The organism is Mycobacterium liflandii, from assembly GCF_022354805.1.
In the GTDB taxonomy this organism is placed as follows: domain Bacteria; phylum Actinomycetota; class Actinomycetes; order Mycobacteriales; family Mycobacteriaceae; genus Mycobacterium; species Mycobacterium marinum.
Genome location: NZ_CP023138.1, coordinates 4,720,569 through 4,747,297, shown reverse-complemented (window position 1 = coordinate 4,747,297; position 26,729 = coordinate 4,720,569). Strand labels below are relative to the sequence as shown.

At 65.2% G+C, this 26,729-nt stretch carries 13 protein-coding genes and 2 pseudogenes; 7 read left to right on the top strand and 8 right to left on the bottom strand.

Features of this window, described 5'->3' with window-relative positions; all coding sequences use genetic code 11:
- Window positions 1–41 precede the first annotated feature (41 nt).
- On the bottom strand, window positions 42–1,655 hold the full coding sequence (locus CKW46_RS21115; protein ID WP_482053455.1) for a (2,3-dihydroxybenzoyl)adenylate synthase: 1,614 nt from the start codon (window positions 1,653–1,655) through the stop codon (window positions 42–44).
- A 235-nt stretch (window positions 1,656–1,890) separates the two neighbouring features.
- On the opposite strand from CKW46_RS21115, the gene mbtG reads away from it, so the two are divergent.
- Window positions 1,891–3,195, top strand: a complete 1,305-nt coding sequence (gene mbtG, locus CKW46_RS21110; RefSeq protein WP_482052355.1) for an NADPH-dependent L-lysine N(6)-monooxygenase MbtG — start codon at window positions 1,891–1,893, stop codon at window positions 3,193–3,195.
- The gene (locus CKW46_RS21105; RefSeq protein WP_011741377.1) at window positions 3,176–3,391 is read left to right on the top strand and encodes an MbtH family protein; all 216 of its coding nucleotides are present in this window, start codon (window positions 3,176–3,178) and stop codon (window positions 3,389–3,391) included. The genes mbtG and CKW46_RS21105 overlap by 20 nt, the downstream gene beginning before the upstream one ends.
- A 4-nt stretch (window positions 3,392–3,395) precedes the next feature.
- Here the strand turns inward: CKW46_RS21105 and nbtC are convergent, their stop codons facing one another.
- The 4 genes from nbtC to CKW46_RS21085 all read right to left on the bottom strand — a co-directional run bounded on the left by nbtC (window position 3,396) and on the right by CKW46_RS21085 (window position 9,217).
- The gene (gene nbtC, locus CKW46_RS21100) at window positions 3,396–6,470 is read right to left on the bottom strand and encodes a nocobactin polyketide synthase NbtC (RefSeq protein WP_482052354.1); all 3,075 of its coding nucleotides are present in this window, start codon (window positions 6,468–6,470) and stop codon (window positions 3,396–3,398) included.
- Window positions 6,467–7,786: a beta-ketoacyl [acyl carrier protein] synthase domain-containing protein gene (locus tag CKW46_RS21095; protein ID WP_015356484.1), complete on the bottom strand. Its 1,320-nt coding sequence runs from the start codon at window positions 7,784–7,786 to the stop codon at window positions 6,467–6,469. Before CKW46_RS21095 ends, nbtC begins: the two co-directional genes overlap by 4 nt.
- Window positions 7,783–8,541: a thioesterase II family protein gene (locus CKW46_RS21090; protein ID WP_117436170.1), complete on the bottom strand. Its 759-nt coding sequence runs from the start codon at window positions 8,539–8,541 to the stop codon at window positions 7,783–7,785. The genes CKW46_RS21095 and CKW46_RS21090 overlap by 4 nt, the downstream gene beginning before the upstream one ends.
- A 109-nt stretch (window positions 8,542–8,650) precedes the next feature.
- A complete protein-coding gene (locus tag CKW46_RS21085) occupies window positions 8,651–9,217 on the bottom strand; it encodes a GNAT family N-acetyltransferase (RefSeq protein WP_020725936.1) in 567 nt (188 codons plus the stop codon).
- Between the two features lie 313 nt (window positions 9,218–9,530).
- On the opposite strand from CKW46_RS21085, the gene CKW46_RS21080 reads away from it, so the two are divergent.
- The 5 genes and pseudogenes from CKW46_RS21080 (at window position 9,531) to CKW46_RS21060 (ending at window position 24,775) form a co-directional block, all read left to right on the top strand.
- Window positions 9,531–14,543 (top strand): non-ribosomal peptide synthetase, encoded by a 5,013-nt coding sequence (locus tag CKW46_RS21080; protein ID WP_482052353.1) that lies wholly within the window; start codon window positions 9,531–9,533, stop codon window positions 14,541–14,543.
- Window positions 14,540–19,078, top strand: a complete 4,539-nt coding sequence (locus CKW46_RS21075; RefSeq protein ID WP_482052352.1) for a non-ribosomal peptide synthetase — start codon at window positions 14,540–14,542, stop codon at window positions 19,076–19,078. The genes CKW46_RS21080 and CKW46_RS21075 overlap by 4 nt, the downstream gene beginning before the upstream one ends.
- Before the next feature lie 35 nt (window positions 19,079–19,113).
- The gene (locus CKW46_RS21070) at window positions 19,114–22,605 is read left to right on the top strand and encodes an amino acid adenylation domain-containing protein (protein WP_482052351.1); all 3,492 of its coding nucleotides are present in this window, start codon (window positions 19,114–19,116) and stop codon (window positions 22,603–22,605) included.
- Window positions 22,606–22,767: 162 nt separating this feature from the next.
- Window positions 22,768–23,971, top strand: a pseudogene (locus CKW46_RS21065) (ISAs1-like element IS2404/ISMul1 family transposase).
- Between the two features lie 294 nt (window positions 23,972–24,265).
- Entirely contained in the window at window positions 24,266–24,775 is a 510-nt protein-coding gene (locus CKW46_RS21060) for an MTB12 family secreted protein (protein WP_482052350.1), read from the top strand.
- 37 nt (window positions 24,776–24,812) lie between these two features.
- Here the strand turns inward: CKW46_RS21060 and CKW46_RS21055 are convergent, their stop codons facing one another.
- From CKW46_RS21055 to CKW46_RS21045, 3 genes and pseudogenes are all read right to left on the bottom strand, one after another.
- Window positions 24,813–25,712, bottom strand: a complete 900-nt coding sequence (locus CKW46_RS21055; RefSeq protein WP_117437186.1) for a sigma-70 family RNA polymerase sigma factor — start codon at window positions 25,710–25,712, stop codon at window positions 24,813–24,815.
- Window positions 25,709–26,308, bottom strand: a complete 600-nt coding sequence (locus CKW46_RS21050; protein WP_117437185.1) for a carboxymuconolactone decarboxylase family protein — start codon at window positions 26,306–26,308, stop codon at window positions 25,709–25,711. The genes CKW46_RS21055 and CKW46_RS21050 overlap by 4 nt, the downstream gene beginning before the upstream one ends.
- Window positions 26,309–26,402: 94 nt before the next feature.
- Window positions 26,403–26,722 (bottom strand): annotated as a pseudogene (locus tag CKW46_RS21045) (type II toxin-antitoxin system VapB family antitoxin).
- Window positions 26,723–26,729: the final 7 nt, after the last annotated feature.

Here is a 26,729-nt window from a genome sequence, read left to right as displayed (position 1 = left end):
GGCGGACCCGCATGGCGGCGTGGCGGACGTGATTGCCCTGCTCAGGTCACCGTGGTTGTCAGGATCTGGCTCGCGATCGCCTTCTTGTCGATCTTTCCCACCGGTGTGGTCGGCAGCGACGGCATCGCGACCAGCCGATCGATGCGGATATGTGCGGCCACGCCACGCTGCTCGAGATAGTCATTGAGTCCCGACAAGGTCTGCGGCGTCTGCGGTGGCCCCGCGAAAACAATTGCAGCGCAGATCAGCTCGCCCATATCCGGGTCCGGCAGTGGCACCGCCGCGGCCGAGCGGATCGCCGGGTGGCTGAGCAACTGTTCTTCGAGGTCCTGGGCCGAGATGGTCTCACCGCAGCGGCAGATGACGTCTTTGACGCGCCCGGTGACCTGCAGGTAGCCGTCGTCGCGGAGTCGGACCAAGTCGCCGCTGCGATAGAAGCCGGCTGGATCGAAGCAGCGCTCGTTGTCTCGGTCGGCGCAGAAGTAGCCGTTGATGGTGTAGGGACCGCGCACCAGTAGCTCGCCCTCTGCGCCGGGAGCCACCGGCGCGCCCGCGCCGTCGACAATGCGCAATTCGTCAGCGGAGCACAGGGGCCGGCCCTGGGTGTGCTCGAGGAGGTCCGGCGGATCTTCGAGGCGGGTGAAGTTCAGCAGTCCTTCGGCCATCCCGAAGACCTGTTGCAGCCCCGGGGTCAATGCCTCTCGTGCCTGGCGAGCATCCTCGGGCTCCAATCTGGAGCCACCAACTTGCAATAGCCGCAAAGACTTCGGGGTTACCGGCTCCCAATCACAGGCCTGGGTCCACAGTTTGGCCAGCGCGGGTACCAGCGCCGTGACGGTGACGCCGTGGCGCTCGATCAAGGTGAAGGCGGCCTCCGGGCTGGGGTCGGTGCTGAAAACGATGGTGGCGCCGACGGCCATCGAGCCGAGTATGCCCGGACATGCCAACGGGAAGTTGTGCGCCGCCGGCAGCGACACGAGGTACACGTCGTCAGCGGTCAGCCGGCACAACTGCGCACTCGCGGTGGCGTTGTAGACGTAGTCGTCGTGTGTTCGGGGGATCAGTTTCGGAGTGCCGGTGGTGCCACCTGAGACGAGTAACAAGGCGGGCGATGTGGTGTCGACATCGATGTCGGGTGTGGCGCCTTCGGACAGCGACGACCACGGCAGAAAGGGCCCGGACTCGCCGTCGATGATGACGTGGCGCAACTGGGGGTGAGCGGCGACCAACCGCTCGGCCATCGACCGGTAGTCGAAGCCGCCGGCGTGCTGCGCGACGATCAAACCCACCGCACCGCTGACCTCGGCGAAGTGGTGCAGTTCTGCCAGCCGGTGTCCGGGCAGGCACATCACCGGGATGGCTCCGGCGCGCAACAGGCCGAACAAGGCGACCGCGAACCGGCACGAATTGGGTAACTGCAGCAGCACCCGGTCGCCCGGTGCGATGCCCAGCGAAACGAAGCCCGCGGCGGCTCGATCGGCCAGTTTGTCCAGTTCGCAGAACGTATGGCTGGCGCCGGCGTCGACCACACCCACTCGGTCAGGCCAGCGTGCGGCCGCTTGCCGCAACAGCGAGCCGATGCTGCGACCGGTCCAATAACCGGCGGCGCGGTAGCTGGCCACTCGTTCGGGTGGGTACGGAATGAACCCGGCCACCGGCCCCGGTCGAGGCGGCTGGGCGGATGTAACAGGCACTCGGCGACTCCCCTTGGGGCGTGCGTTTCCCACCCCTCGGACCATAGGGTAGCGTACTCGAAGTTAGGACAGCCTGGGCTAAGGATGGGAGGTGGCTGGTGGGCGGCGCCACCCTCGCCGGGATGCTGGCGAACTGGAAATGGCAGCGCTATTACCCAACGTGCTCCCGCGGCCATGTGCGATTGCTGGGCGCCGCATGAGCGCCACGCTCGCGATTGTCGGGGCCGGCGCGAAGGCGGCGGCGGTGGCCGCGAAGGCGGCGGTGCTACGCGAGATGGGCGTCGAGGTTCCTGACCTGGTTGCCATCGAGTCAACCGGGGTGGCCGCGAACTGGCGAGCCGGCGGCGGCTGGACCGACGGCCGGCAGCGGCTGGGTACCAGCCCCGAAAAGGACGTCGGTTTCCCCTATCGGTCGGCGCTGTGGCCGGGCCGCAACGCCGAAATCGACGAGCGGATGATTCGGTTTAGCTGGCAGTCTTTTCTGGTCGACACCGACCAATTTGTCGGCTGGGTGGACCGGGGCAGGCCGTCGCCGGCCCACGACACGTGGGCGCAGTACTTGCGCTGGGTTGCCGACCGGGCTGGTCTGGAAGTCGTTGGTGGCGAGGTAGTTCAGCTGTCGGTCGACGATTCTCGCTGGGTGGTGCATACGGCCGACTCGAGTCTGACCGCAGACATGGTGATGTTCACCGGGCCTGGCCAGCCGGAAAGATCGATCCTTGCCCACGATCCGCGGGTGCTGTCGATTGCCCAGTTCTGGCACCGCGCGGCACAACATGAGCGGATTGTTGCCGAACGCGTCGCGGTCATCGGCGGTGGCGAGACCGCCGCATCAATCCTCAATGAGCTGTTTCATCATCGGGTTTCGGCGATCACGGCCTTCTCGCCGCAGGCGACCCTGTTCACCCGCGGTGAGGGCTTCTTCGAAAACTCTCTGTTCTCCGATCCCGCCGGGTGGCGCAATCTGGCCCTGTCGGAACGGCGCGACTGCATCGCTCGCACCGACCGTGGGGTGTTCTCGGCGCGCGTACAGGAATCCCTGCTCACCGACGAGCGAATCCGGCATATGCGCGGGCGGGTTGCTCGTGCGGTCAACCGCGACAACCGAATCTGGCTCACGCTGTCCACCGACTGCTGCGGTGAACCCCGCGAGACCTTGCATGACTTCGACCTCGTCATCGACGGTTCCGGCGCCGACCCGTTGTGGTTTCTATCGTTGCTGAGTCAGGATGCGGTGGACTTGCTGGAGCTGGGGCTGCAGGCGCCGCTGACCTGTCAGCGGCTCGAGGAATCCATCGGTGCCGATCTGGCTGTGTCCGGCGTTGCCCCGAAAATGTTCCTGCCGAATCTGGCCGGCCTCAACGAAGGTCCGGGATTTCCGAATCTGAGTTGTCTGGGTCTGCTGTCCGACCGCATCCTCAGTGCCGAACTCGGCCTAGCGCCCGCACCGGTTGGGACCAATCGGTCAAAGGGGAGAAGCGATGAGTACCAATCCGTTTGATGACGAAGACGCCATGTTTTATGTGCTGATCAATGACGAGGAACAGCACAGCCTGTGGCCGACATTCGCCGATGTGCCCGCCGGCTGGCGGGTAGCGTTCGGCGCGGACACGCGCGCCGATTGCCTGTCCTACGTCGAGCAGCACTGGGCCGACATCCGGCCCAAGAGCCTGCGCGACGCGATGGCCGGCAACTAACCGTTCACCGCGAACCGAGCTGGGCAAGCACGTCGGCGATCGACGCCCCGCCGAGCAGATCCGAGACCTCTAGCTCGTGATCAAACTCGGCCTTGACGCGCCGGCGTAGCTCCAGCGCCTGCAACGAATCCAGTCCGAGCGCGACCATGGGCACCGACGTGTCGATCCGCTCGGCGCGCTCCGCGCCAATCGCTGCGGCCAGCAGGTTGCTGAGTCGTCCCGGTAGGTCCGCCGGCTCGGCCGGCGCAGCGGTCTCGCTGACGGGCGAGAGCAGCTCTGATACCAGCGGGCCGTAGCCAAAGGTTTCCAGTACCGGGCGGGCGCGATCGAAGTTGAATGCCGCGACGATGGCATTGCGGCCGAGCCGCTGCATTCCCAACGCGATCGCCTCGGCGGGCGGCATCGGGATCACACCGATGGCGGCCAACTGCGCCATGCTCGAGGCATCGAGATCGAAATGCACGGTCCACTGGCCCCACTGCACGGAGACGCAGTCCAGCCCCTCGGCCCGCAGCCGGTGGGCCATCGCGTCCAGCATTCGGTTGGCCGCGGCGTACATGACCTGTCCGCGACCACCGATGGTGGCCCGTGCCGAAGAGCACAAAACGATGCGACAGCCATCAGTCCTGGGGAAAGCGTCCAGGACCTGCCCAATGCCGACAACCTTGGCGTAGAGCGCATTGTCGGCGTCATCGGTGGTGATGTCGGAGAACTCCACCGACGCATAAGCCACGGCGGCATGGATGATCAGATCCGCCGGTGTGGACCGGTGCTGCGCTGCCAACCGCGATACCGCAGCGGGGTCACCCACGTCGCATCGGGTGACAGCGATCTGGGCGGCTGTCGCCGAGCGGAGCTGCGCCAGGCGCTCCGCCACCGCAGCAGACTCGCCTGATCTGCTCACCAGAGTGATTCTCCGTGCGCCGCGGTGGGCGAAGTGGTCGCAGAATTCGAGCCCGAGGTTGCCGGTCCCGCCGATGATGAGCACGTGTTCTGGACACGCGCCCGCACCGTGCACCACCGCGCCCTCGCCCGCCACGATCCGTTTGGCATAGAAAGCGCCGTCGCGATATGCCAGCTCCGGTTCGTTGGCTGTGTGCAGCGCCGCCACAATGGGATGCGCCCAGTCTTGGGCCGTCGCTCCGGCCGGCAGATCCAGGTGGCGGAATCCCACGCCCGGGTGTTCGGCGCCGATGCTGCGAAAGCCCGCGCTTGCCGCCGCGTGCACCGGATCTGGCGGCCCATCCGCGGCGGTCGCCGCCTCACCGCCCACCGTCACCAGCCAGCAGTCGGTGACCCCGGTGTCGACTCCGGGCCACCACGCCCGGTTCGAAAAGAATCCTCCGACCTCGGCGGCGGCGGCGCGGCCATCCAGTTTCGGTGTTTCCGGAAGCAGAATGACCAGTGTGTTGACATCCGCTCCGGTGCCGTCATTTTCGCCATTGACCACCCGAGCCGTGGCCCCGGCCTGGTGGGCCGCGGCAGTCATCGCGGTGGCGAGCTGGGCGCAGGCTCCGGTGGGGTCAACAATCCCGACGACCCGTGGCGGCGTAAGCGAGCGCTGCGAGAGCCGCACCCATTCTTCGACCAGCAGACGCGCCGGTGTGGTGTCCGCGGTCGCGTCGGGGACCGACGGTGCTGCGGGAGCAACTGATACCGACGGCGGCTGACGACGGGGCAGCACCTCGTCATAGGGCAGCCACAACCGGATCTCGTTCATCCGGGTGTTGGGAAAGTCGAGCAACGGTAAGGCCTGGGCGCCGTCCGGCTCGGCGCGCAGACACTCCCATGGGTAGTTCAGGTCATGCACGGCCAGCTGGGCCAGATTGCGGGTGAATTCGCCCAGATCGGTGGCGGTGCGTTCGGAGGTTCCTATCACCATGGCGGGGCGGTCATCGGCTTCGTCGCGCAGGGCGGCCAGATTCTCGTGAATCGCCAACTGCAGCGTCGGATGCTCGGCCAGTTCGACGAACGTTTCGACGTCACGTTGCACGGCGGCGGCGATTGCCTTGTCGAACCGAACGATGTTGCGCAGGTTCCAAAACCAATAGTCACCGACAGGGAGCTCCGACGTGATGGGCGCGCCGAGAGTGGCACCGAGGCAGTCGATGTCGGTGTCGACAAAACTTGGGTGCTGCAGTTGGTCTTGGATGGCTGCACGAAGTTTGTCGGCACCGTCGTGGATCAAGCTGGTGTGTGCGGGATAGCGGACCCGGATAACCCGGGCGAAGGTGCCGCCCTCGGTCAAGGTGTCCACGATGCCCTGAACCGTTTCCCGTTCACCCGAAATACCTACCATGCGTGGGGAATTGACCACGGAGAGCTGCGCCCAGCCGGAGCATCGGGCGAGTAGGTCCTCGCACGTTTCCCGGTCGGCGGCGACGATGGCCATGGCGTAGTCAGCAGCAGCGAACTCGTCGGCGGCGTGGGCGCGGATACCGATGACGCGCACGGCGTCCTCGAGGGTAATCGTGCCGGAAACGTAAGCCGCGGCGACTTCCCCTTGGCTGTGCCCGATGGTGACGTTGGGCGCAATGCCGAATGATCGCCACATCGCCGCCAGTGCGGCCATCTGGGTGAACAGCGCCGGCTGGACGATGCCGGCGCTGCCATCATCCTGAAAATTCTTGTCGAGCAGATAGTTTCGCGGTGACCCGCAGGATTGTGCTTCGAACGCCTGGGCGCAGCGATCTACCTCGGCGCGAAACGCGGGCACCGATTCGTAAAAGAGCTGTCCCATACCGGGGCGCTGGCCTCCCTGCCCGGGAAAGACATAGCCGATGCGACGGCGGATGGCCGCCGGGTCGGTACGAATCAGGGCGGGATGCTCGTATCGGTCGATCATCGCCTGCAGGGCGTCGATCAACTCCGCACGCGTCCTGACCATGGCCAGGGCCCGGTGCCGGCGAGCGGCCCGCGTCCGAAACAGCATGGCGGAGATCGGGCCGGGGGTGAGGTCGGGATGAGCTGCGACATGGTCACGCAGCGCTGTGGCCTCGCTGTCCAGTAGCTCGGGCGTGTCCGCCGAGAGCAGGACGGGAATGGTGCCGTCCGGCAGGCGGTAGGCGGCCGCGCTCACTGTCCGACTCCGGTAGCCGGCATCGAAATGATGGCATGGGCATTGGCGCCGCCCGCACCGAACGAAGACACGGCACCGTAGCGAACACCGTGTTTGGGCTCCCACTCATGTAGTTTCGTCGCCAGCCGCAGGCCGGTCAGATCCCAGTCCACCGTTTTGGTTGGGTTGTCCGCGAAAAGGGTTGGCGGAATCTGACCGTGTTGGCCGGCCAGCAGCAGCTTGATCAACGCCAGGATTCCGGATGCCGCCTGCGAGTGTCCGGCATTGGACTTGATCGACCCGAGCAGGGCTTCCGACCCCGCAGCGCCGTAGGTCTTGAACAGCGCGATCAATTCGACTGGGTCGCCGGCAGGCGTTGCAGTGCCGTGTCCTTCGATCATTCCGACCTCGACCGGATCAATTCCCGCCACCTCCAGCGTCTTGCGAATAACCTGCTCTTGCGCTCGTACCCGGGGAACCAAGATTGGCTTACCTTTACCGTTGTGGTTGGTGCGGATGGCCGCGATACGTCCGTAGATTCGCCGGCCCTCTCGCCGTGCTCGTGATTCCCGCTCGACGAGAACCATTCCCGCGCCTTCCCCCCACACGGTGCCGGTGGCGTTATCGGAATAGGCGCGGCAATGCCCGTCCTCGGAAAGGGCATTGAGTCTCGCGAACTCGTAAAACGCTCCGGGCGAACCCATCACGCACACGGCGCCGGCAAGCGCCCATTCGCACTCGTCCTCCCGCACCGCCGTGGCGGCCAGGTGCAGTGCGGACAATGACGAGGCGCACGCCGTGTCGACACTGATCGAAGGACCGATCAGGCCAAGACTGTGCGAAATTCGGGCGGCGCCCCCCAGTTGGCCCAGCGAGGCGATCCGATGACCGCTGTAGGCATCGGCTACCGATGCCCGTGGTCCGTACTCCATTGGCGACATGCCGACGAAACAGCCGCCCTCTGCCCCGGCAGTCGAGCCGGGGTTGATTCCGGAATTCTCCAGTGCCTTCCACGCGACTCGCATCGCAACCCGTTGCTGGGGATGCAACACGATGGCCTCGCGGGCGCTGATACCGAAGAAGCCAGGGTCGAATGTGGTTGCTCCATCCAGGAATCCGCCGGAATCGCAAACCTGCCCCCAACCTTCCAGGTCGGATACCGACAACAGATCATCGACGGGCCAGCCGCGGTCGCGGGGAAAGGGACTCAGTAGTTCCCTGGATTCGGCAAGCGCTGCCCACAAAGAAGCCGGGCTGTCGATTCCGCCGGGTGCCTCGACGGCCATTCCGGAGATGACGATCGGGTCGGCTGCTCCGGCGGATCCGTTGGTGCTCATGCTTGCTGCCCGCACTGTGCGCTCGAGGCCAGCAACGCCGCGACGGCGTCGATGTGTGACCGCAAGTAGAAGTGTCCCCCGTCGAACATGGTGACCTTGGCGGTATCGGTGTGCTTGCCCCACCCGTAGAGATCGCCCAGTGTGATGTAAGGGTCCTGGTCGCCGCCCATGGCGTGAATCGGCGTCGCCACCTTGATGTCCTCGGCGCACGAGTATGTGTCAAAAGCGTGGTAGTCGGCCTTGATCACGGGAAGTGCCAGCCTCATGAGTTCGCGGTTGCTGAACACGTCCGTATCGGTGCCCTCGAGCGCGCCCAGATGGTTGAGGATTTCTTCGTCGTCGCTGGGATGTGCCGGCTTGGCCGCCGCGTTGCAGGGGGCCACCGCGGCGGAGACGTTGAGGTGCCGCACATCGATACCGTTGGCTTCGGCCAGGCGGACGAACTCGAACGCGACCAGCGCCCCCATGCTGTGACCGAATGTGATGATCGGGAGTCCGCGATTGTGCTCCGATGCCGCGAACTCGCTGAACGCGCCGGCAGCAATCTCGGAAATGGCGGCGCACGAGGGTTCAGCGGCCCGATCTTGGCGCCCCGGGTACTGAAAGACAATGACGCTGAACGTCTCGCTGAGGACCTTCGAGAACTCGCGATATGCCGACGCGCCCGCCCCGGCATGCGGAAAGACGAGCAGCGGAAGGCTTTCGGGGGCATCCGGTTCGTGGAATTGCCTGACCCACCCTAGTTTGCGCGCCATGCAGCACTACCTCTCACTCGACCACTTCGCTCGTTGCGACAAGTTCTCGTTGTTGTGCGCACCGGTTCCAGCTCGCCGACCGCCGGTTTCGGTGCCGCCGCGGTTGGGCTCATCGGCGTTGCCGGTCACGGATCATCAGCGCGGCCCGCTTGTCCGGTAGATCAAGGTCGGCGGTGCGCTCGAACCCGGCACGTTCGAGCGCCCGGATCATTCGGGTGTTGTTGACGTCGGGCTCGGCGATGACACGGTCTGCGCTCGGATCCGCATCCAGCTGCCACGTCGAGACGATGCGCAGCAGATCCGCGGCGAGGCGCCGTCCCCGGCATTCGGCGGGACCTAGCAAACTGTGCAGGCCGGCATCGTGCTCGCGCGCGGCGTAGTGGCGGGCGAGCGGATCCAGATCGGCACGGTAGAGCTCCCAATAGCTGATCGGGGCGCCGTCTAGCAGGCCGAGATAAGGGACGGAATGCGCGCTGCAGTGTTGGTCGAACAGATACGAGGCGATCTGGGGCCGTGGCCACGGCTTGCGCCAGAAGCGCGCCACTTCGGGATCGTTCATCCAGGAATGCATCAAATCGAGGTCGCCCTCGGGGTCCAGCCGCCGCAGCGAGAACTCGCCCGAGAAGGCCTCATGATCCAGCGCGGCGCGACATTGTTGCAGGTCAAGCGCGTTCACTAGGTACCTCCCGACCATCTGGCCCGGATGGCCCGCCATCAGCGCCTGGGGCGCAGGATCGATCCGGTCTCTGTCTTGCCGTGATAGCCGCGACGGGCCGCAACAGCCATTCAACTTAGCGAAGGCTAACATAAGCCTGGTTTGGCGAAGGCTGTTCGGCATGCAGGGGCTTGTCCCCGGACAGCGCGCGGGCGTTGGCGAGTTGGAGGGGTTGGTTTGATGCGCGTCGTGTCGCTTGATTTCAGACCGGGGAAGCCGGGGCCCGCAGGTTCTGATTGGTCCGGCGCAGCGACGGTGAGGAGTGAGGCTAACCATGGCAGATGATGTCAGGACTTTGCAGGATCGCCGCCGGGAACTGTTGCGCCGGCGGATCGCCGAGAGCGGATTGGCGGCGGAGCAGTCGAGCGACCAGCCACGTATCTGCCCGGGAGAACGTTATCGTCTGTCGGACGGCCAGCGCCGCATGTGGTTCCTGCAGACGATGGACCCCGATGACGTCACGTTGAACATCTGCGTCGCGTACCGGCTGACTGGCCTGGTGGACGAGGACCGCTTGCATACCGCCGTCAACGATGTGGTTGCGCGCCATGCCATTTTGCGCACCACCTACGGGGTGGACACCGAAGGGGAGCCATACCAGGTATTTTCCGACGACGTTGAGGTCGGGTGGCGACGTGAGGATCTGACCCGGCTGCCCGAGGCCGGACATGAGCAGCAGATCGAGAGTCTGGCGGCCGACGAGTTCGGCCGTCCCTTCGACTTGACCAACGAGTTGCCGCTGCGGATCACCGTGATACGTACCCGCGCGGACGAATTGGTGTTGCTTCTGGTCGTGCATCACATCTGTTGGGACGACGATTCCTGGGAGGTCTTCTTCGGCGAGCTCAGCGCCGCCTACAACGATCTGCCGATCAACGACCCGGCAGCACAGTTCCTCAGCGTTGAGGTGCTGCAAAACTCTGCGGCTCCTAGCGTGGCCGACGTCGGCTACTGGGCGGAGACATTGCGTCCGCTGCCGGAACCGCCGGAGCTTCCCGGTGTGTCCGGTGCGAATCCCTGCAGGCGGGCGCAGCGTCGAGTTCGGCCGCTGCCCGCCGGCCTGTTCAGCAGGGTCGAGGAATTCGCCAGGAAGTGCTCCGCGTCACCGTTCATGGTGTTGCTCGCGGCATACGGCGTGCTGGTGCGCCGCTACACCGGAGCATCGGATTTTCTGGTCTCGGTCCCGGTCACCGAACGCAGTGGTGCCGCCGCGGGTGCCCTCGGATACTTCGGCAACACGTTGCTGCTGCGGATCACGACACGGTCGCAGGACACCTTCACCTCATTCGTCAACGAGGTACGGGAAACCTGTCTGGCCGGCTTCGCCCACCAATCGGTGGGCATCGACCGGGTGGTACGCGAAGCAAACCCGGAGCGAATGGGACGCGACGGGATGGACCTGCTGGTCCGACTCGGTTTCAGCATGCGCAAGAGCGCCGGTGGCCTTGCGTTGGACGGCGTCGTGGTGCGCCAACTCGGCCTCGGTGCGGTAGCCGCGCATCTTCCGCTCTCGTTGACGATCGCGCTCGACCCCGATGATGTCTCGGTCGAATTCGAGTATCAGCAACAGCTGAGCTCTGTGCTGGTCGACCAGATGCTGGCCCATTACCTACAGCTGGTGGACAAAGCGCTGGCCGAGCCCGAGCGGCCGCTGTCCAGCCTGGACATCCTCGGCGCTGGCGAACGCGATAGCGTGCTGGCCCAGTCGCATGGCGAGCTTGTTGAAATGCCTGCCACCACGATGGTCAAGCTGCTGGAAGCGACCGCGTCGGCAGCCGGGACGGCCACAGCGCTGGCATTGGTTTCCGACGAGGCCGAACTGACCTACAGCGAACTACACCGGCGCGCGAATCGTTTGGCGCGCTGGTTTATCGGCCAAGGCTTCGGGCCTGAGGACATCATCGGGCTGCGGATGGCCAACTCGATCGAGTTCATCGTCGCAATGCTGGCGGTGCTCAAGGCCGGTGCGGCCTACTTGCCGATCGATCCCGCCTACCCCGACGAGCGCATCGACTACCTCATCACCGACGCTCGTCCGCAGACGGTCATCGGGCGGCCCGAACTCGACGTGGCCGAGCGGGCCGCGGCCGATAACTCGGATCTGCCACTCTCTGATGGCGACCGGCTAAGGCCCTTGCGCCCTGGGCATTTGGCCTATGTGATCTACACATCCGGCTCCACCGGCCGGCCCAAAGGGGTGGCGGTGTCGCATCACGCGATCGCCGAACATGTGCAGGGTTTCGTCGCCGAGTGGACCATGACGGCCGAAGACCGGTGGCTGCAGTTCTCGTCGGTCAGCTTCGATGCTTCGCTGGCGGATATCTTCGTCACGTTATTCCTTGGGGCACAGCTGATCGTGCCCAAGCCGGATGCCTTCGGCGACATCAGCTATGTCGCGGATCTGATCAGCCGCCGCGGCGTCACGGTGTTACACCTGGTGCCTTCCATGCTGAGCACCCTGCTACTGCTGCCCCAGGTCCAGCAGTGGCGGCAGTTGCGCCACGTTCCGGTCGGCGGAGAAGCGCTTCCCGGTGAGGTGGCGGACAGATTCGCCGGCTACTTCGACGCGGAGTTGCGCAATCACTACGGGCCGACCGAGGCGGTGGTCTGTTCCACACACATGGTGGTCACGGGCTCGCATGGTGCCCGAGTGGTGCCGATTGGTGTGCCAAACCGCAACGTCTACGCATACGTGCTTGACGAGCAACTCCATCCGGTACCGGACCAGGTGATCGGTGAGCTGTATCTGGGCGGCAGTCAGTTGGCGCGTGGATATCTGGGACGGCCAACTCTGACCGCGCAACGCTTCATCGCCGACCCGTTCAATCCCGGCATGCGGCTGTACCGAACGGGCGATCTGGTTCGCCGCAACCATTGCGGTGAGCTGGAATTCGTCGGCCGCGCCGACGAGCAAGTCAAGATCCGCGGCTTCCGCATCGAACTTGGCGAGGTCGAATCCGTGATCACCACGCATCCAGCGGTACGGCACTGCCTCGTCGTCGCGGAAGAAACCGAGGCCGGACCCATGCTTGCCGCGTACCTGGTGCCGGCGGCGGCCCAGGTCGACCTCGAGGAGATCCGGGCGCACACCGCAGCGGCAGTGCCGGAGTACATGGTGCCCGGCGCGTTCGCGGTGATCCCAGAGATCCCGATGACGGTGAGCGGCAAACTCGACAGGCGGGCATTGCCCGCGCCAACTCCGATCGCGACCCGACGCTACCGCGAGCCAGAGACGGCCACCGAGCGGTGGATATGTTCGATCTTCGCCCAGCTGTTCGGCCGGCAGCGGGTCGGCGCCGAAGACTCCTTCTTCGGGCTGGGCGGCCATTCGCTGCTGGCGGCTCGACTCGTTGCCCAGATTCGGGCCGAGTTCGGTGTGGACCTGACTGTGCGCACCATCTTCGACGCTCCGACTCCGGCCGGGCTGGCGGCCCGCCTGGTGGAACGGTTCCGCAACGATTTCGAACTCGACCTTGATAACTTGGCCGCCGACGACATGCCGTTGGATCCGAAACGGGCCCGCCCCGGATTCGTCAAATCGGCCAGGCCACAGTGGCTTCCACTGTCCCACTCCCAGCTCGCCGCCTGGTTTCAGTACCGGATCGAGGGCGCCCGCGAAGAGTTCAACATGCCTCTCGCGCTTCGCTTCGAAGGTCCACTGGACTCGGTCGCACTCGCCGCGGCACTCAACGATGTGGTGGCCCGCCATGAGGCGTTGCGCACCAACTTCGATGAGCACGAAGGCGTTCCGTATCAGATCGTGCACCCGAGCCGGACGGTGCAGCTAGCGGTCCGTGCGATCGACCAGGACGAGTTCGACGACGTATCGACTCAGCTACGCCGGCATGTGTTCACCCCGGAGTCCGGGCCGTTGCTGCAAGCCAACCTGTTGGTGCTGGGGCCGGATACGCACGTGCTGTTGTTGATCGTGCACCACATCGTCAGCGATCACGCGTCGCTCGAGATTGTTTTCGACGACCTGATCGTTGCCTACCGGGCCCGACTGCAACACAACGCGCCGCAGTGGGACATCCTGCCCATCCAGTTTGCGGACTACGCGGTGTGGCAACGAAACACGTTCGAGTCCAACTGGGGACAGACCGAACTCGACTACTGGCGCGATGCGTTGGCCGGACTGCCGGACGAGATTTCGGTGGCAACTGACCGCGCGCGTCCACGTGTGCTCGGCAAGCGCGGCGAGGTAGTGCAGTTCAGTGTCCCGGCGGCCCGTCGTTCTGCACTTACCCAACTCGCCGAGCGCAACGGCGCGACCGAGTTCATGCTCTATCAGGCCGCTCTGGCCGTCGTCCTGCACAAGCTCGGCGGCGGCACCGACATCGCGCTGGGCAGCCCGGTGGCCGCCCGGGTGGAACCGGCCACCGCGCAGCTGGTCGGTCTGTTCGCCAACGTCGTGGTGCTGCGCACCGACCTATCCGGTGATCCGACGCTGCGCTCCATACTCGTCGGCAGTCGCGACACGGTGCTCGATGCGTTGGCACACCAGGAGCTTCCCATCGAGCGGTTGGTGGAGGCTCTCAACCCACCACGCGCGCTGTCGCGCAATCCGTTGTTCCAGAACATGCTCAACTTCCGGGGCGAGGACTGGGCGCTGGTCCCGCGCGATCTCACCGGAAGGGGCGAAACCACGGTTGTGCCACTTCCGGTGAACTTCGAAGTCGCCCTGCTCTTTCTGGCCATTGGGATGAGCGTGACACCGAGTGGAGAACTCGACGTGCAGGTCATCGCCAACGCCGACCTCTACCAACCCGTGACGGTTGCGCTGATCGCCGATGCATTGGACGCCGCACTCGCTGCGTTCGCAACAACACCGGACCTCCCACTGTCGGCGGTGCAGCTGCTGCCCAGCGCTGACTTGGCAAAGCTGCTGGCCCCACCGCTGCCGGCCGGTCCCGCGGCGTCGCAGCCGGTCGCCGCTGGATCCGCGGAAACCGAGCGGCGGCTGACCGCCATGCTGGAGGAGTTGCTCGAGATCACCGGCATCGATCGCGACGAGAACTACTTCGCGTTGGGCGGCGACAGCATCATCGCCATCAAATGGTCGGCTCAAGCCGGTGCGCTGGGGCTGCCGTTTCCCCCGGCCATGGTGTTTGAGCACATGACCATCGCTGAGCTGGCCGCCGCCGTCGACGCGGCCAACGGCGAGCCCGTGGTCGAGGCGGATCCGCCACCGGCGCAGGAATATACGCCGATGAGCGCATCCGGCTTGGCTCCCGATGCATTGGCCAAGCTGAGCGCATCCTGGCTGCAGCAGGGAAGCGCATCGTGACCGCGGCTGCCCCACAGATCGAGGACGTCCTTGCCCTCAGCCCGCTGCAGGAGGGGCTGTTCGCGTTACACCAGCTGGCCGAGGACGGCGTCGACCTCTACAGCATGCAGTTCGTGGTCGATATCGACGGACCGGTTGACCTCGAATTGCTCCGTCGCAGCGCGCAAGCCATGCTGGACCGCCATCCCAATCTGCGCGCCGCCTTCTGGGATCGTGATGTGCCCAAGCCGGTGCAGATTGTGCCCGTCCATGCCGTGCTGCCGTGGTCCGAGCGGGTGGCGACACCGGCGGAATTTGACTCCATCGCACGCTCGGAGCGACGCCGTCCGTTTGATCTCAGCCGTGGACCGGCACTGCGGGTGGTGGTGCTCAGCGTTCCTGGCGAGACCAAGCGCCGGATGATCTTCACCGCTCACCACATCCTGGTGGACGGTTGGTCACTTGCGGTGTTCTTCACCGAACTGCTCGCGGTGTACCGAGCGGGGGGAGCGGCCGACGCGCTTCCGGCCGCGCGCCCCTACCGCGACTACATCGTCTGGCTCGCCAAACAGGACAGGTCGGCCGCGCTTGCCGGCTGGATGGACTATCTGCGCGGGGTGTCCGAACCGCTCATGGTGGCTTATGAGGCCACGGCGGGGCAGAGCAAGCCGGGGAAAACGGAATTGTTGTTGCCGGCGGCCGACACTGCGCGCCTGCGACAGTGGGCGGGGCGCCATGGCCTCACGCTGAACACCGCGGTGCTTTTCGCCTGGGCAGTCGTGCTGAGCAGGCTGACGGACCGTCGTGATGTCGTGTTCGGCACCGTTGTCTCCGGCCGTCCTGACCAGCTGCCCGGGGTGGAGACCATGGTCGGGCTGTTCATCAACGCCGTACCGGTCGTCCACTACGTGAGTGGTACGGAAGCTGTGGTGGCGCAATGCACTCAGGTGCAGCGCCAGTCATCGGCGATGCGCGACGTCAGTTACCTGAGCTTGTCGGAAATCCAACGCGAACATGGCCGCGGCCCCCTCTTCGACTCCCTGTTCGTGTTCGAGAATGCGCCGATCGACGACGCCATCCGCCCGGCCACCACACCCGACGGCGCCCAGTTCCTTCCCGTGGAGATGGAAAGCCTGACGCACTACCCGCTGACCGTGGTCTCGCACCTGCGCGAGGACGAGTTGCTGGTGCTGATCGAGGCCATAGCCGAGGCGCTGCCGTATCTTCCGGCCGCCGAAATTGGCGAGCGAATGCTGACCGTGCTGCGTCAACTTCCCGATATCGGCGACGGCACTCCCGACGACCTGGACATTCGGACCGCGGCCGAGCTGAAGGCACATGGCCTCCTTGCCGCGAGGTCGGCGCCCACCTTCGATACGACGGTGTGGGAAATGTTCGAGCGTCAGGTGCAAACCACACCGGATGCCGTCGCCCTGACTGCCGCGGGTGGTGTGCGCCATACCTATGCCGAACTGCACGCGCGGGCCTGCCGGCTGGCGGGGGAGCTAGCCGAGCACGGAGTCGGCCCGGAAACGGTTGTGGCGCTGGTGTTGCCACGCTCGGAGCGATCCATCGTCGCGATTCTGGGGGTGCTGGCCGCCGGTGGGGCCTATCTACCCGTAGACGTCACCCTTCCCAGTGCGCGCGTCGAATCTATTGTGCGTCAGGCTAGCCCAGCGTTAGCCATCACCGAAGCCGACTATTCGCAGCTGGTCGGCAACGCCGTGCCGACCTTGGCGCTCGATGATCCCGCCGCGGTGGACAGTATTTCGCGGCGCAGCGCTGCCGCGCCCACCGTCGACCGTCGACCGGAACAGTCCGCCTATGTCATCTTCACCTCCGGATCAACCGGTGAACCCAAGGGTGTCGTCGGTACCAACGCCGCGGTGTTGAGCTATTTCGCTGACCACGCCGAGCGCGTATACCGGGCAGCCCGCGCCCGCCTGGGCCGGCCGTTGCGCATCGCTCACGCCTGGTCGCTGAGTTTTGACGCCTCGTGGCAGCCCATGGTCGGCCTGCTCGACGGGCATGAGATCCATCTGTTCGACGCCGATGAGATGCGCGACGCGGATCGCCTGGTGGAAGGCATCGCGATCGGTCAGATCGACATGATCGACACCACCCCGTCAATGTTCGTCCAGCTAAGTGCCGCCGGGTTGTTGGATCACAACCTCTCGGTTCTTGCCCTGGGCGGCGAGGCGATCAACACCGGGCTGTGGGATCAGCTTCGTGGGCTATCGCAGATGGCGGTCTACAACTGCTACGGGCCGACCGAGATGACGGTTGAGGCGGTGGTCGCCGCGGTCAAGGACTATCGGAAACCGACGATCGGTACTGCCAACGCGGGGACTTTCGGTTACGTCTTCGATTCGGCGCTGCGGATGGTGCCCGACGGCGTGGTGGGGGAGCTCTACCTGTCGGGGGCGCAGCTGGCCCGGGGCTATGTTGGCAGACCTGGGATGACGGCTGCTCGCTTCGTGGCCGACCCGCTGCGTCCGGGTCAGCGCATGTATCGGACCGGGGACTTGGTGCGCCGGTTGTCCCATGGTGGCTACGCCTACGTGGGCCGCGCCGACACCCAGGTCAAGATCCGCGGCTATCGCGTCGAGGTCGGCGAGATCGAGGCGGCACTGCGCGGCCAGCCCGGCGTGCATGACGCGGCGGTTTCGGTCCTGCGTCAGCAGGACCGCACCAGCCTGGTCGGTTTCGTTGTGTGGCAGGACAATATGCACGAGGACCTGATCAAGCTGCGCGCCGGTCTCACCGAGCGCCTGCCGTCCTACATGGTTCCAGCGCGTATCGTGACGCTTCCGCGGCTGCCGGTGAATGCCAACGGCAAGCTGGATGGTCACGCATTGGATCGGCTGGCCGAAGACGCATTGACGAGTGTCTCCGGGGGCACAGCGGTATCGGCGTCGACTGACACCGAACGCGTGTTGTGCGAACTGTTCGAAGAGCAGCTCAACGCTGTTCCGCACATCGATGATGATCTGTTCCTGTTCGGTATGGACAGCATCGTGGCAATTTCGTTGGTCCACAAGGCGAGACGGCAGGGACTTCGAGTGGACCCGCGGATGGTGTTGACCGCTACGACGATTCGCCAACTCGGTGCCGCAATCGATGCCGCGGTGGACTCGCAGGACGCCCCGGCCGACGCCGACTACGGTGCGGTGCTGCCGCTGCCGATGGTGTCCTGGCTCTATGAATACGGCAACTACCGCCGATTCACCCACACCGTGTTGCTGCGGCTACCCTCGGGCATCGACCGCTCGTCCATCGAACTGATGCTGCAGCTGCTGCTCGATGGACACGACACCTTGCGGTCAATTTTGACCGAAACCCCAGAGGGGCCGCGGCTGGTCACTCGCGAGCCCGCGGCGGTGCGTGCCGAAGACGTGCTGACCCGTATCAGGTTGCCCGAAGGCTCCGATGACGAACTGGCCTCGGCCGTCGCGCACGCCGCGCGGGTCGTGACCGACCAGATCGACCCATCCGCCGGTGCGATGGTGCGCGCCATCTGGTTCCGCGGCACCGAACATCGGGCTGACCCGGCGAATATGTTGCTGCTCACCGCTCATCACCTGGCCGTGGATGTGGTGTCCTGGCACATCATGCTGGGCGACCTCGCCGCGGCGTGGCGCTCGCTGCAGGCGGGCACGCCACCGAAGATATTGCCGGAGTTCACCTCCTACCGCTGGTGGTGCGAGCTGATGTGGCACCGGGCTTCGGCGCCGCAAGTACAGGACCAGCGCGACTACTGGGCGGCCCTGGTGCGCGAACCCGATCCGGCGTTGGGCCTGCGCTACCCGGACCCGACTCGCGATACCTGGTCCACGCTGCAACTCACGCGGGCAGCCATTCCGGTCGATGTCACGGAGAGGGTGCTGGGCGCGGTCAGACGCGACCAAGGCGTGCGCGAACTATTGCTGGCCGCAACAGCGATGGCGGTGGCAAGCTGGCGTCGGGTCCGTGCTCAGGATCCGGCGGCGGGGGTCCTGGTCGCGTTGGAGGGCCACGGGCGCGCTGATGCCGTACTCGATACCGACACCACCAACACCGTCGGCTGGTTCACCAACGCATTCCCGGTGCGCCTCGGCGCGGGCGCGGCGGCGGTGGATATCGAGCAGGCCGAGCGGGATCCGGTGGCCGCCCAGGACCTGGTCCATTCCGTCGTCAGCCACCTCGAAGCGATCCCGAACGACGGTTTGGACTACGGCTTGCTTCGGTACGTGGACGGCGTTGCCGAACTGGTGGACGCGGTCGATCCGCAGATCCAGTTCAGCTATCTGGGGCGCCTGGACCTCGGCGGCGTCGCCGATCAACCGTGGTCGCTGCTGACCGGGCCCTACCTCGACGCGCTTCCGATTGATCCGGAGCCGGATCTGCCCCTGCGTTTTGCGTTGAACCTCAGTGTGTTTGTCGGCGTGACAGCCGAGGGCACCCAACTGATCGGCAACTGGCGCTGGAGTGACGCGGTGTTCGAACGCTCCGACATCGACCACCTGACCGGCCTGTGGCAGCGCGGCATTGCCGCGCTCGCGGCCGGGTTGGACTAGGCGCCGAGTCAATAGACTGGTCGGAAAGGACTGGGATGGAGCCGCTCAGCACGGAGTGGATTAGCCGGGACGAGATCAGGGCCGCGATCGCGGCCCAACTGGATTGTCCCGCGGCAGATGTCGCCGACGACGACGATCTCATTCAGCTAGGCCTGAACTCGATCCGCATGATGTCGATGGCCGGACGCTGGCGCAAGCGCGGAGCCGACATCACCTTTGCGCAACTCGCCGCCACCGCGACGGTGCAGTCCTGGCACGAACTGCTCAACGCCGACCAGCTCGGATGTGCGGTAACTGCACCGGCCGACCGCCCCGAGTTGTTGTTGGAACCGGAGGCACCACAAGCCCCGTTCCCGTTGGCAACGATGCAGCACGCCTACTGGATCGGTCGCGCTGAGGAACAAGAGCTCGGCGGCGTTGCCGCCCATCTCTACGTTGAATTCGACGGAACCGGAATCGATCCCGAGCGGCTGGAACGTGCCGTGTCCGACCTGGTTGCGGTGCATCCGATGCTGCGTACCCGATTTCTCGCCGACGGGACGCAGCAGACGATGCCCAGCCCGGGTAGGCCGGTGTTCGCCCTGGTCGACCTTCGGGGGCAGAGTGCGGACGAGGTTGAGTCCGCACTGCTGCAGACGCGTGAGCGTAACGGGCACCAGCGCCTGGCAATTGAAGACGGTCAGGTCATCGACTTCACGCTCACGCTGTGGGATGGCGACCGCAGTCGCCTTCATCTGGACGTCGACATGCTGGCCGGTGACGCGATGAGCTATCGGGTGTTGGTGTCGGACCTGGCGCAGCTGTACCGGGGCGCGACGCTGCAGTCTCCCGGCTTCAGTTACCGGCGTTATCGCACCGAATACGAACCGGACAGGGCGGCGCGCGAGCGGGACAGGCAATGGTGGCAGCGGCGGTTGCCGGAGATGGCCGGCGCGCCGCAACTGCCGACCGTGGCCGTGCGAGAACCCGGGGCGCCGCATCGGACCGAGCGCTACGAGCACTGGCTGGCGCCGGAAGCCAAGCAGCAGCTGATGGCCGGGGCGCATGCGCGCGGGGTCACGCCGGCCATGGCGTTGGCCGCGGTCTTCGCCGACACCATCGGCGGTTGGTCGGAGCAAGGTAAGTTTCTGCTGAATGTGCCTTTGTTTCAACGCGAATCGGTGCACCCGGACATCGATCGAGTGGTTGGCGACTTCACCTCGTCGATCATGCTCGAGGTCGACGTCACCGAAGACGTTTCGGTTGCCCAACGAGCTCGAGACATTCAACGCAGGATGTACGAAAGCGGTTCACACGCTGCCTATTCCGGTCTGGAAGTGCTGCGCGATCTAGGGAGGTACCGCGGCGAACCGGTGCTGGCGCCGGTGGTGTTTACCAGTGCTCTCGATCTCGGTGAGTTGTTTGCCGATGAAGTGATCGAGACCTTCGGAGACCCGGTCTGGATCATTTCGCAGGGGCCCCAAGTCCTGCTGGATGCTCAGGTCACCGAGTTACGTGGCGGGTTGCTGGTCAACTGGGATGCCCGCGAGTCAGCATTCCCGCCGGGACTGATCGACACGATGTTCAACCGGTTTACCGATGCGGTCAAGCGGTTGGCCGACGGCGACGCTGGCTGGGACGCCTCCGCCCCGGTGCAGTTGCCCGCCGCGCAGGCCGCGACCCGTGCAGCGACCAATGCAACCGATGGACCAGCCAGCGAAAAATGCTTGCATCAAGGATTTTTCGAGCACGCCGCGGCCAATCCGGACGCGCCGGCGGTGGTGTGGGATGTGGGCGATGACGGGGGTGTCTGGAGCTACCGAGAATTGTGCAGGCAGTCGCTTGCCGTCGCCGCAACGCTGCACGAGTGCGGGGTGCGACCGGGCGACGCGGTCGCCGTGCAATTGCCGAAGGGGCGTGCTCAGATCCCGGCTGTGCTCGGAGTTCTTGCCGCCGGGGGTACATATGTTCCGATCGGCTTCGACCAACCGGAGGCGCGGCGCGCCAAGATTCTTCAGACCGCCGACGTTGTCGCGGCGCTGACCGTCGAGGGCGCGAGGATGGGCGACGCAATCCCGTGCGTATCCATCGATACGGCACGCGATCATCCGAAGCCATGGCCGGAGCCGGTCTTTCCCGATATCGGCGAGATCGCCTACGTGATTTTCACTTCCGGCTCCACGGGCCTGCCCAAGGGAGTCGACGTACCGCACAGCGCGGCGATGAACACGATTGACGCCGTCAACGAGTGGTTCGGCGTTGGCAGCGCCGATCGCGTGTTGGCGCTGTCCGCGCTCGAGTTCGATGCGTCGGTGTATGACATCTTCGGCATGTTCGCGGTCGGCGGCTCACTGGTCGCGGTTGACGCAGAGCAAAAATCGGCGCCGACCACCTGGGTGGAATTGCTGGTGCACCACCGCGTGTCAATCCTCAACTGTGTGCCGAGCATGCTCGACATGATCTTGGATCTCGGTGGTGATCGGCTGGGCAACTCCTTGCGGGCCGTCACGCTCGGTGGCGACTGGGTGGGCGCTGACTTGGCCCGCAGGCTAGCCAGGCAGGTTCCGGGATGCCGGTTCTCCGGTCTGGGCGGTGCGACAGAGACCGCGATCCACAACACCATCTGTGAGGTGGTGGGCGAACCACCAGCGCACTGGGCGACCGTGCCGTTCGGGCGTCCGCTGCGCAACGTACGTTGTCGCATTGTGTCGCCGTCGGGCCGCGATTGCCTGGACTGGGTAGCCGGCGAGTTGTGGGTCGGCGGCGCGAATGTCGCTGCGCGATACCGCAATGATCCGCAGCGCACCGCGGAGCGTTTCGTAGAGCACCAGGGGATCCGCTGGTACAAGACCGGTGACATGGCCAGGTATTGGCCCGATGGCACCATCGAGTTCCTGGGGCGTGCCGACCATCAGGTGCAGATTCGTGGATACCGCGTCGAGCTCGGCGAGGTGGAGAACGCGCTACGTGCCGTTTCCGGAGTGCGTCACGCCGTTGCGGCCGTAGTCGGTGCGAGCGCACCCAAGTTGGTTGCCGCCGTCGCGGCGGATCCCAATACGGTCGGCGATATCACCGCCGTACTGGCGGATCTGTTGCCGAGCTACATGGTGCCCACCCGCACGGTATTTTTCGAAAGATTCCCGCTGACCGCGAACGGCAAGCTGGACCGCCGAGCGGTGACCGCATTGCTGGAACCCGAAGCCTGCACAACCGAAGACCGGGCTCCACGCAACGACGTGGAGGCCGCGCTTGCCGAGATCGTGGCCGAGGTGCTCGATCAGGCCTCGATTGGCGTGCACGACGATTTCTTTGCTCTGGGCGGTGATTCGGTGCTTGCCACCGCCGTGATCGCGCGGATCCGCGACTGGCTGGACATCGATCACGTCGTGGTCGCGGACCTATTCGCGGCCAGAACGGTGGGTGCCCTGGCGCAGCGCCTACAAGACCGGGAGGCGGCACGCGGTACGCCGGAACGGCTATCGGTGATTGCCCGCCACTATCTTGACGTCGCGGCTTTGACCGATGAAGAGGTGCTCGCCGAAAGCTAGTACTTCATCGACACAGGCCCAGGGCTCCGGCGTTGTTGATTAGCAGGCTTGTGAGCTGGGTTGATGATCTTTGGTGCCGCGCTATTGGGGCCGGAGTGTAGGCACGGGCTCTCTGGAGAACGATCGAGTTGGTTACTGTTCGTCGTTGGTCTGGAGTTGCCCGTGCCTACCGTTTCAGTATTGCCTGTGTCGTCGGTTCCAGAGGTGTTCGACCGCTGGAGTCCTGGTGAGCGTAGCGAGCTCATCGGATCGGAGTTTCTCGATGTGTTGGTCTCGGTGCCAGACCCGAGGGACCCACGCGGTCGGAGGTATTCGCTGATGGCTTTGTTGGCGATCGCGGTTCTGGCCACTGCCGCGGGGATGCGCGGCTATGCTGGTTTTGCTACATGGGCGGCCACCGCTCCCGATGATGTGTTGGCCTAATTAGGGGTCCGGTTCCGGCGGCCCAGTGAGAAGACCTTCCGCGCTGTTTTGTCTCGGCTAGACCCCGCCGACCTCAACGCCAGGATGGGCAGTTACTTCACTGCACACGTGGCCAGCAGCGACCCCAGTGGATTGGTGCCGATCGCGTTGGACGGCAAGATGCTGCGTGGTGCCTTTACGCGCCAAAGCGACAGCCACGCATTTCGTGTCGGTGTTCGCCCACCGTGCCCGATTGGTGCTCGGTCAACTCGCTGTCGCCGAGAAAAGCAATGAAATTCCCTGCGTACGTGCCCTGCTCACGCTGCTGCTGGGTAGCTTGCGGTGGCTGGTCACCGTGGATGCGATGCATACCCAGGTCGTCACCGCGAAGTTGATCTGCGCCACCTTGAAGTCGCACTACCTGATGATCGTCAAGTCCAACCAAGCCAAAATACTTGCGCGTATCACCGCGCTGCCCTGGGCCGAGGTGCCCGCAGCCGCTACCGATGACTCCCGCGGCCACGGCCGTGTCGAGACCCGCACCTTGCAAATCATCACCGCTGCACGAGGAATCGGCTTCCCCTACGCAAAACAAATCATCCGGATCACTCGTGAACGTTTGATCACCGCCACCGACCAGCGCAGCGTGGAGGTGGTCTATGCCATCTGCAGCCTGCCGTTCGAGCACGCCCGCCCTACCGCGATCATGACCTGGATGCGTCAACACTGGGGAATCGAGAACAGCCTGCACTGGATACGCGACGTCACCTTCGACGAAGACCGTCAAAGGGCACATACCGGAAACGGCGCACAGGTCCTAGCAACGCTACGCAACACCGCGATCAATCTGCACCGCCTCAACGGCGCCGACAACATCGCCGAAGCCTGCCGGATCACCGCTTTGACCGCTAACCGCCGCCTAGACCTCCTCAATCCACAATTCCCCAGCTCACAAGCCTGCTAATCAACAACGCCGGAGCCCTGGACACAGGCCGCGTGTCGATGAAACCTTTTGCGATTCACCATGAAGACGCCTCAACATGGACCGGCGATGGTCGGCATTAACGATTTCGGCGGTCATACCGATATCCTGGCGACCCGACCTCTCATCCGGGTGGGCGACTCTCATAGCCGGCACACAGGTGTGCCACACCCTAGCCCTGGTATTCGCGGTTAGTTTGGAAGCGGCGGAACCGGGGAAATACAGACGAGACCACAGTCGCGACATGCGCAGAACAGATGAGTCAAGGGGGAGAGCATGACCCTGAAATCGATCACCATGGGTATGGCAGCGGCGGCCGCGATCGGAGCCGCGGTCACGGGGGTGACCGTCGTCACCTCTGCCGCCGGGGCCTCCTACCAGGTGCAGCCAGTCGTCTTCGGTGCGCCACTGCCGCAGGACCCGGCACCGGCCCCGGCCACCGACGTTTCGACGGCCGCCGAGCTGACCGGCTTGCTCAACAGCCTCGTTGACCCCAACGTTTCGTTCACCAGCAAGAGCGGTCTGGTCGAGGGCGGCATTGGCGGGACCGAGGCGCGCCTTGCCGACCACGAGTTGAAGAAGGCGGCGAAGAACGGGGACCTGCCGTTGTCGCTCACCGTGGCCAACATTGCACCGGCTGCCGCCGGCGCCGCGACCGCCGACGTGTCCGTCAGCGGACCCAAGTTCACCGCGCCGATCACCCAGAATGTGACGTTCGTCAACCAAGGCAGCTGGGTGCTGTCACGCAGTTCGGCGATGCAGCTGTTGCAGGCCGCGGGCCACTGATCTGCCGCACGGGCGGATAGCGCAGGCGCAGCACTGGCTATCCGCCCGGCCCGCTCAGACCGCTGATATCGAGTGTGGCGATTCGCTGCGGATCGGCCAGCACGTCGATCGCTGCGATGCGTCCGTTGCGCACCAGAAATCCCATCACCGCCGATGCCTGCTCGGAGATCGAGATGACGGCGCCGGCGGCCCCGTTGACCAGGGCGTTGAGCACCGTGCGCTCCGGGCCCGCGTAGCTGCGGGCCAGCTTGGCCACGGTGGCCGCGCCCTGGGCTCGAAATCGCGGGGTGTTGGGTCCGAAGTCGCCGCGCAACACCACGTCCGGATGTAGCACCGAAACCAGGCGCTCGAAGTTGCCGCTGCGCCCGGCCGCAAAGAACGCGTCGACGACTTCACGCTGTGCGCAGAGGTCGCGGTCGGGAAAGGGTTCCGCGCGCTCGATCCGGCGCCGTGCCCGGCTGGCCAGTTTGCGCGTCGCCTCGAGTGTGCGCTCGAGGATGGGTGCGATCTGGTCAAACGGGACCGCGAAGACGTCATGCAGCACGAAAGCCAACCGCTCGGCCGGGGCCAGCGTGTCCAGCACGACAAAAAGCGCCAGGCCCACCGCATCGGCCAGCATCGCGTGGTGTTCGGGGTCGAACGCTGCGACGCCATCCACGATCGGATCCGGCAGCTGACCGACCAGCTCTTCTCGGCCCCGGCCGCGACGATCCCGCAATAGGTTCAGGCATAGTCGTGCCACCACGGTGGTCAGCCATGCATCGAGATTGACTAGCTCCTGGGCGCCCTGGGGGCGGTCTGTGGTGGCGTTGAGCCGCAGCCAGGCCTCTTGAACGACGTCCTCGGCGTCGGCAAGTGAGCCCAGCATCCGGTAGGCCAGCGCACCCAGCCGCGGCCTGGCCGCTTGGAAGCGCGCGAGCAATGCCGGATCGGTCATGCTGGCCCGGCGCCCTCGGGCAGTGCGCAGACCCGGTCGGACGAGAAGCCCGAGGACCCGATGCCCAGGGCGATGTTGAACCGGGCGCGCAGGTTGCCCAGCGTGATGATGTGGGTAAGCCCGACCAGCGCAGCCGCGTCGAAGTGGGCGCGCAGAGCCGCGAACAGCTCGTCGCTCACGGCGACGGGAGTGCGACTTATCGCGGCGGCGTAGTCCAGGATCAACCGGTCGACCTCGGAGAAGCAGGAAGCATCGCGGTAGTTGGCCAACGCCAGGAGCTCCTGGTCGCTGATTCCCAACTCCCGGGCAATCTGTGAACCCAGGTCGATGCAATATTGGCAGCCGACCGTGGTCGCGGCCTTCAATTCGGCCAAGGCCCGGTGCCGCGCAGTGAGCACATCCAGTTTCGATTCGGCTTGTTCCAGCCTGCCGTAGGCGTTGAGCAATCTGGGGATGTGGGCATACATCCGCAGCGGTTCGAGCATGTCGGCCGTCGCGAGCCCGGCCATTCTTGCCAGCTTGCGCTTGGTGAAGAAGAACGCGATCTTGGCGGCTATGCCGGCGTCGTGGTCGCTGACCCCCACAAGGCGGGACATGGCGGCTCCTAACGGGTCGGTGGTCGTTATTGGGTATGACCCCCGGGGGCACGAAAATGTGACCAAACCGACCTGAGCCCCGCTGCCGGCGTGGCTACCTCAGACCGCCCGGCGGTATGTCCATGTCGAACACCCGCGCGTGCAGCACGGTGCGGTTACGCAGCGCCGCGCGGACCGCTCGATGTAAGCCGTCCTCGAGGTAGATGACGCCCCGCCACCGCACCGCACCGCATGAGGGAATAAGTCGCCATAGAACGTCGAGTCCTCGGACAGCAAGCGATCCAACGCGAGCACGGTGGTGGTTGTGACCAATTCGTCGAGCCGTATCTGCTGTGGCGGAATCTGGGACCAATCCCGATACGACAGTCCATGTTCGGGATATGGCTTGCCTTCCCGCACGCCCTTGAAAATCATGGGCGGA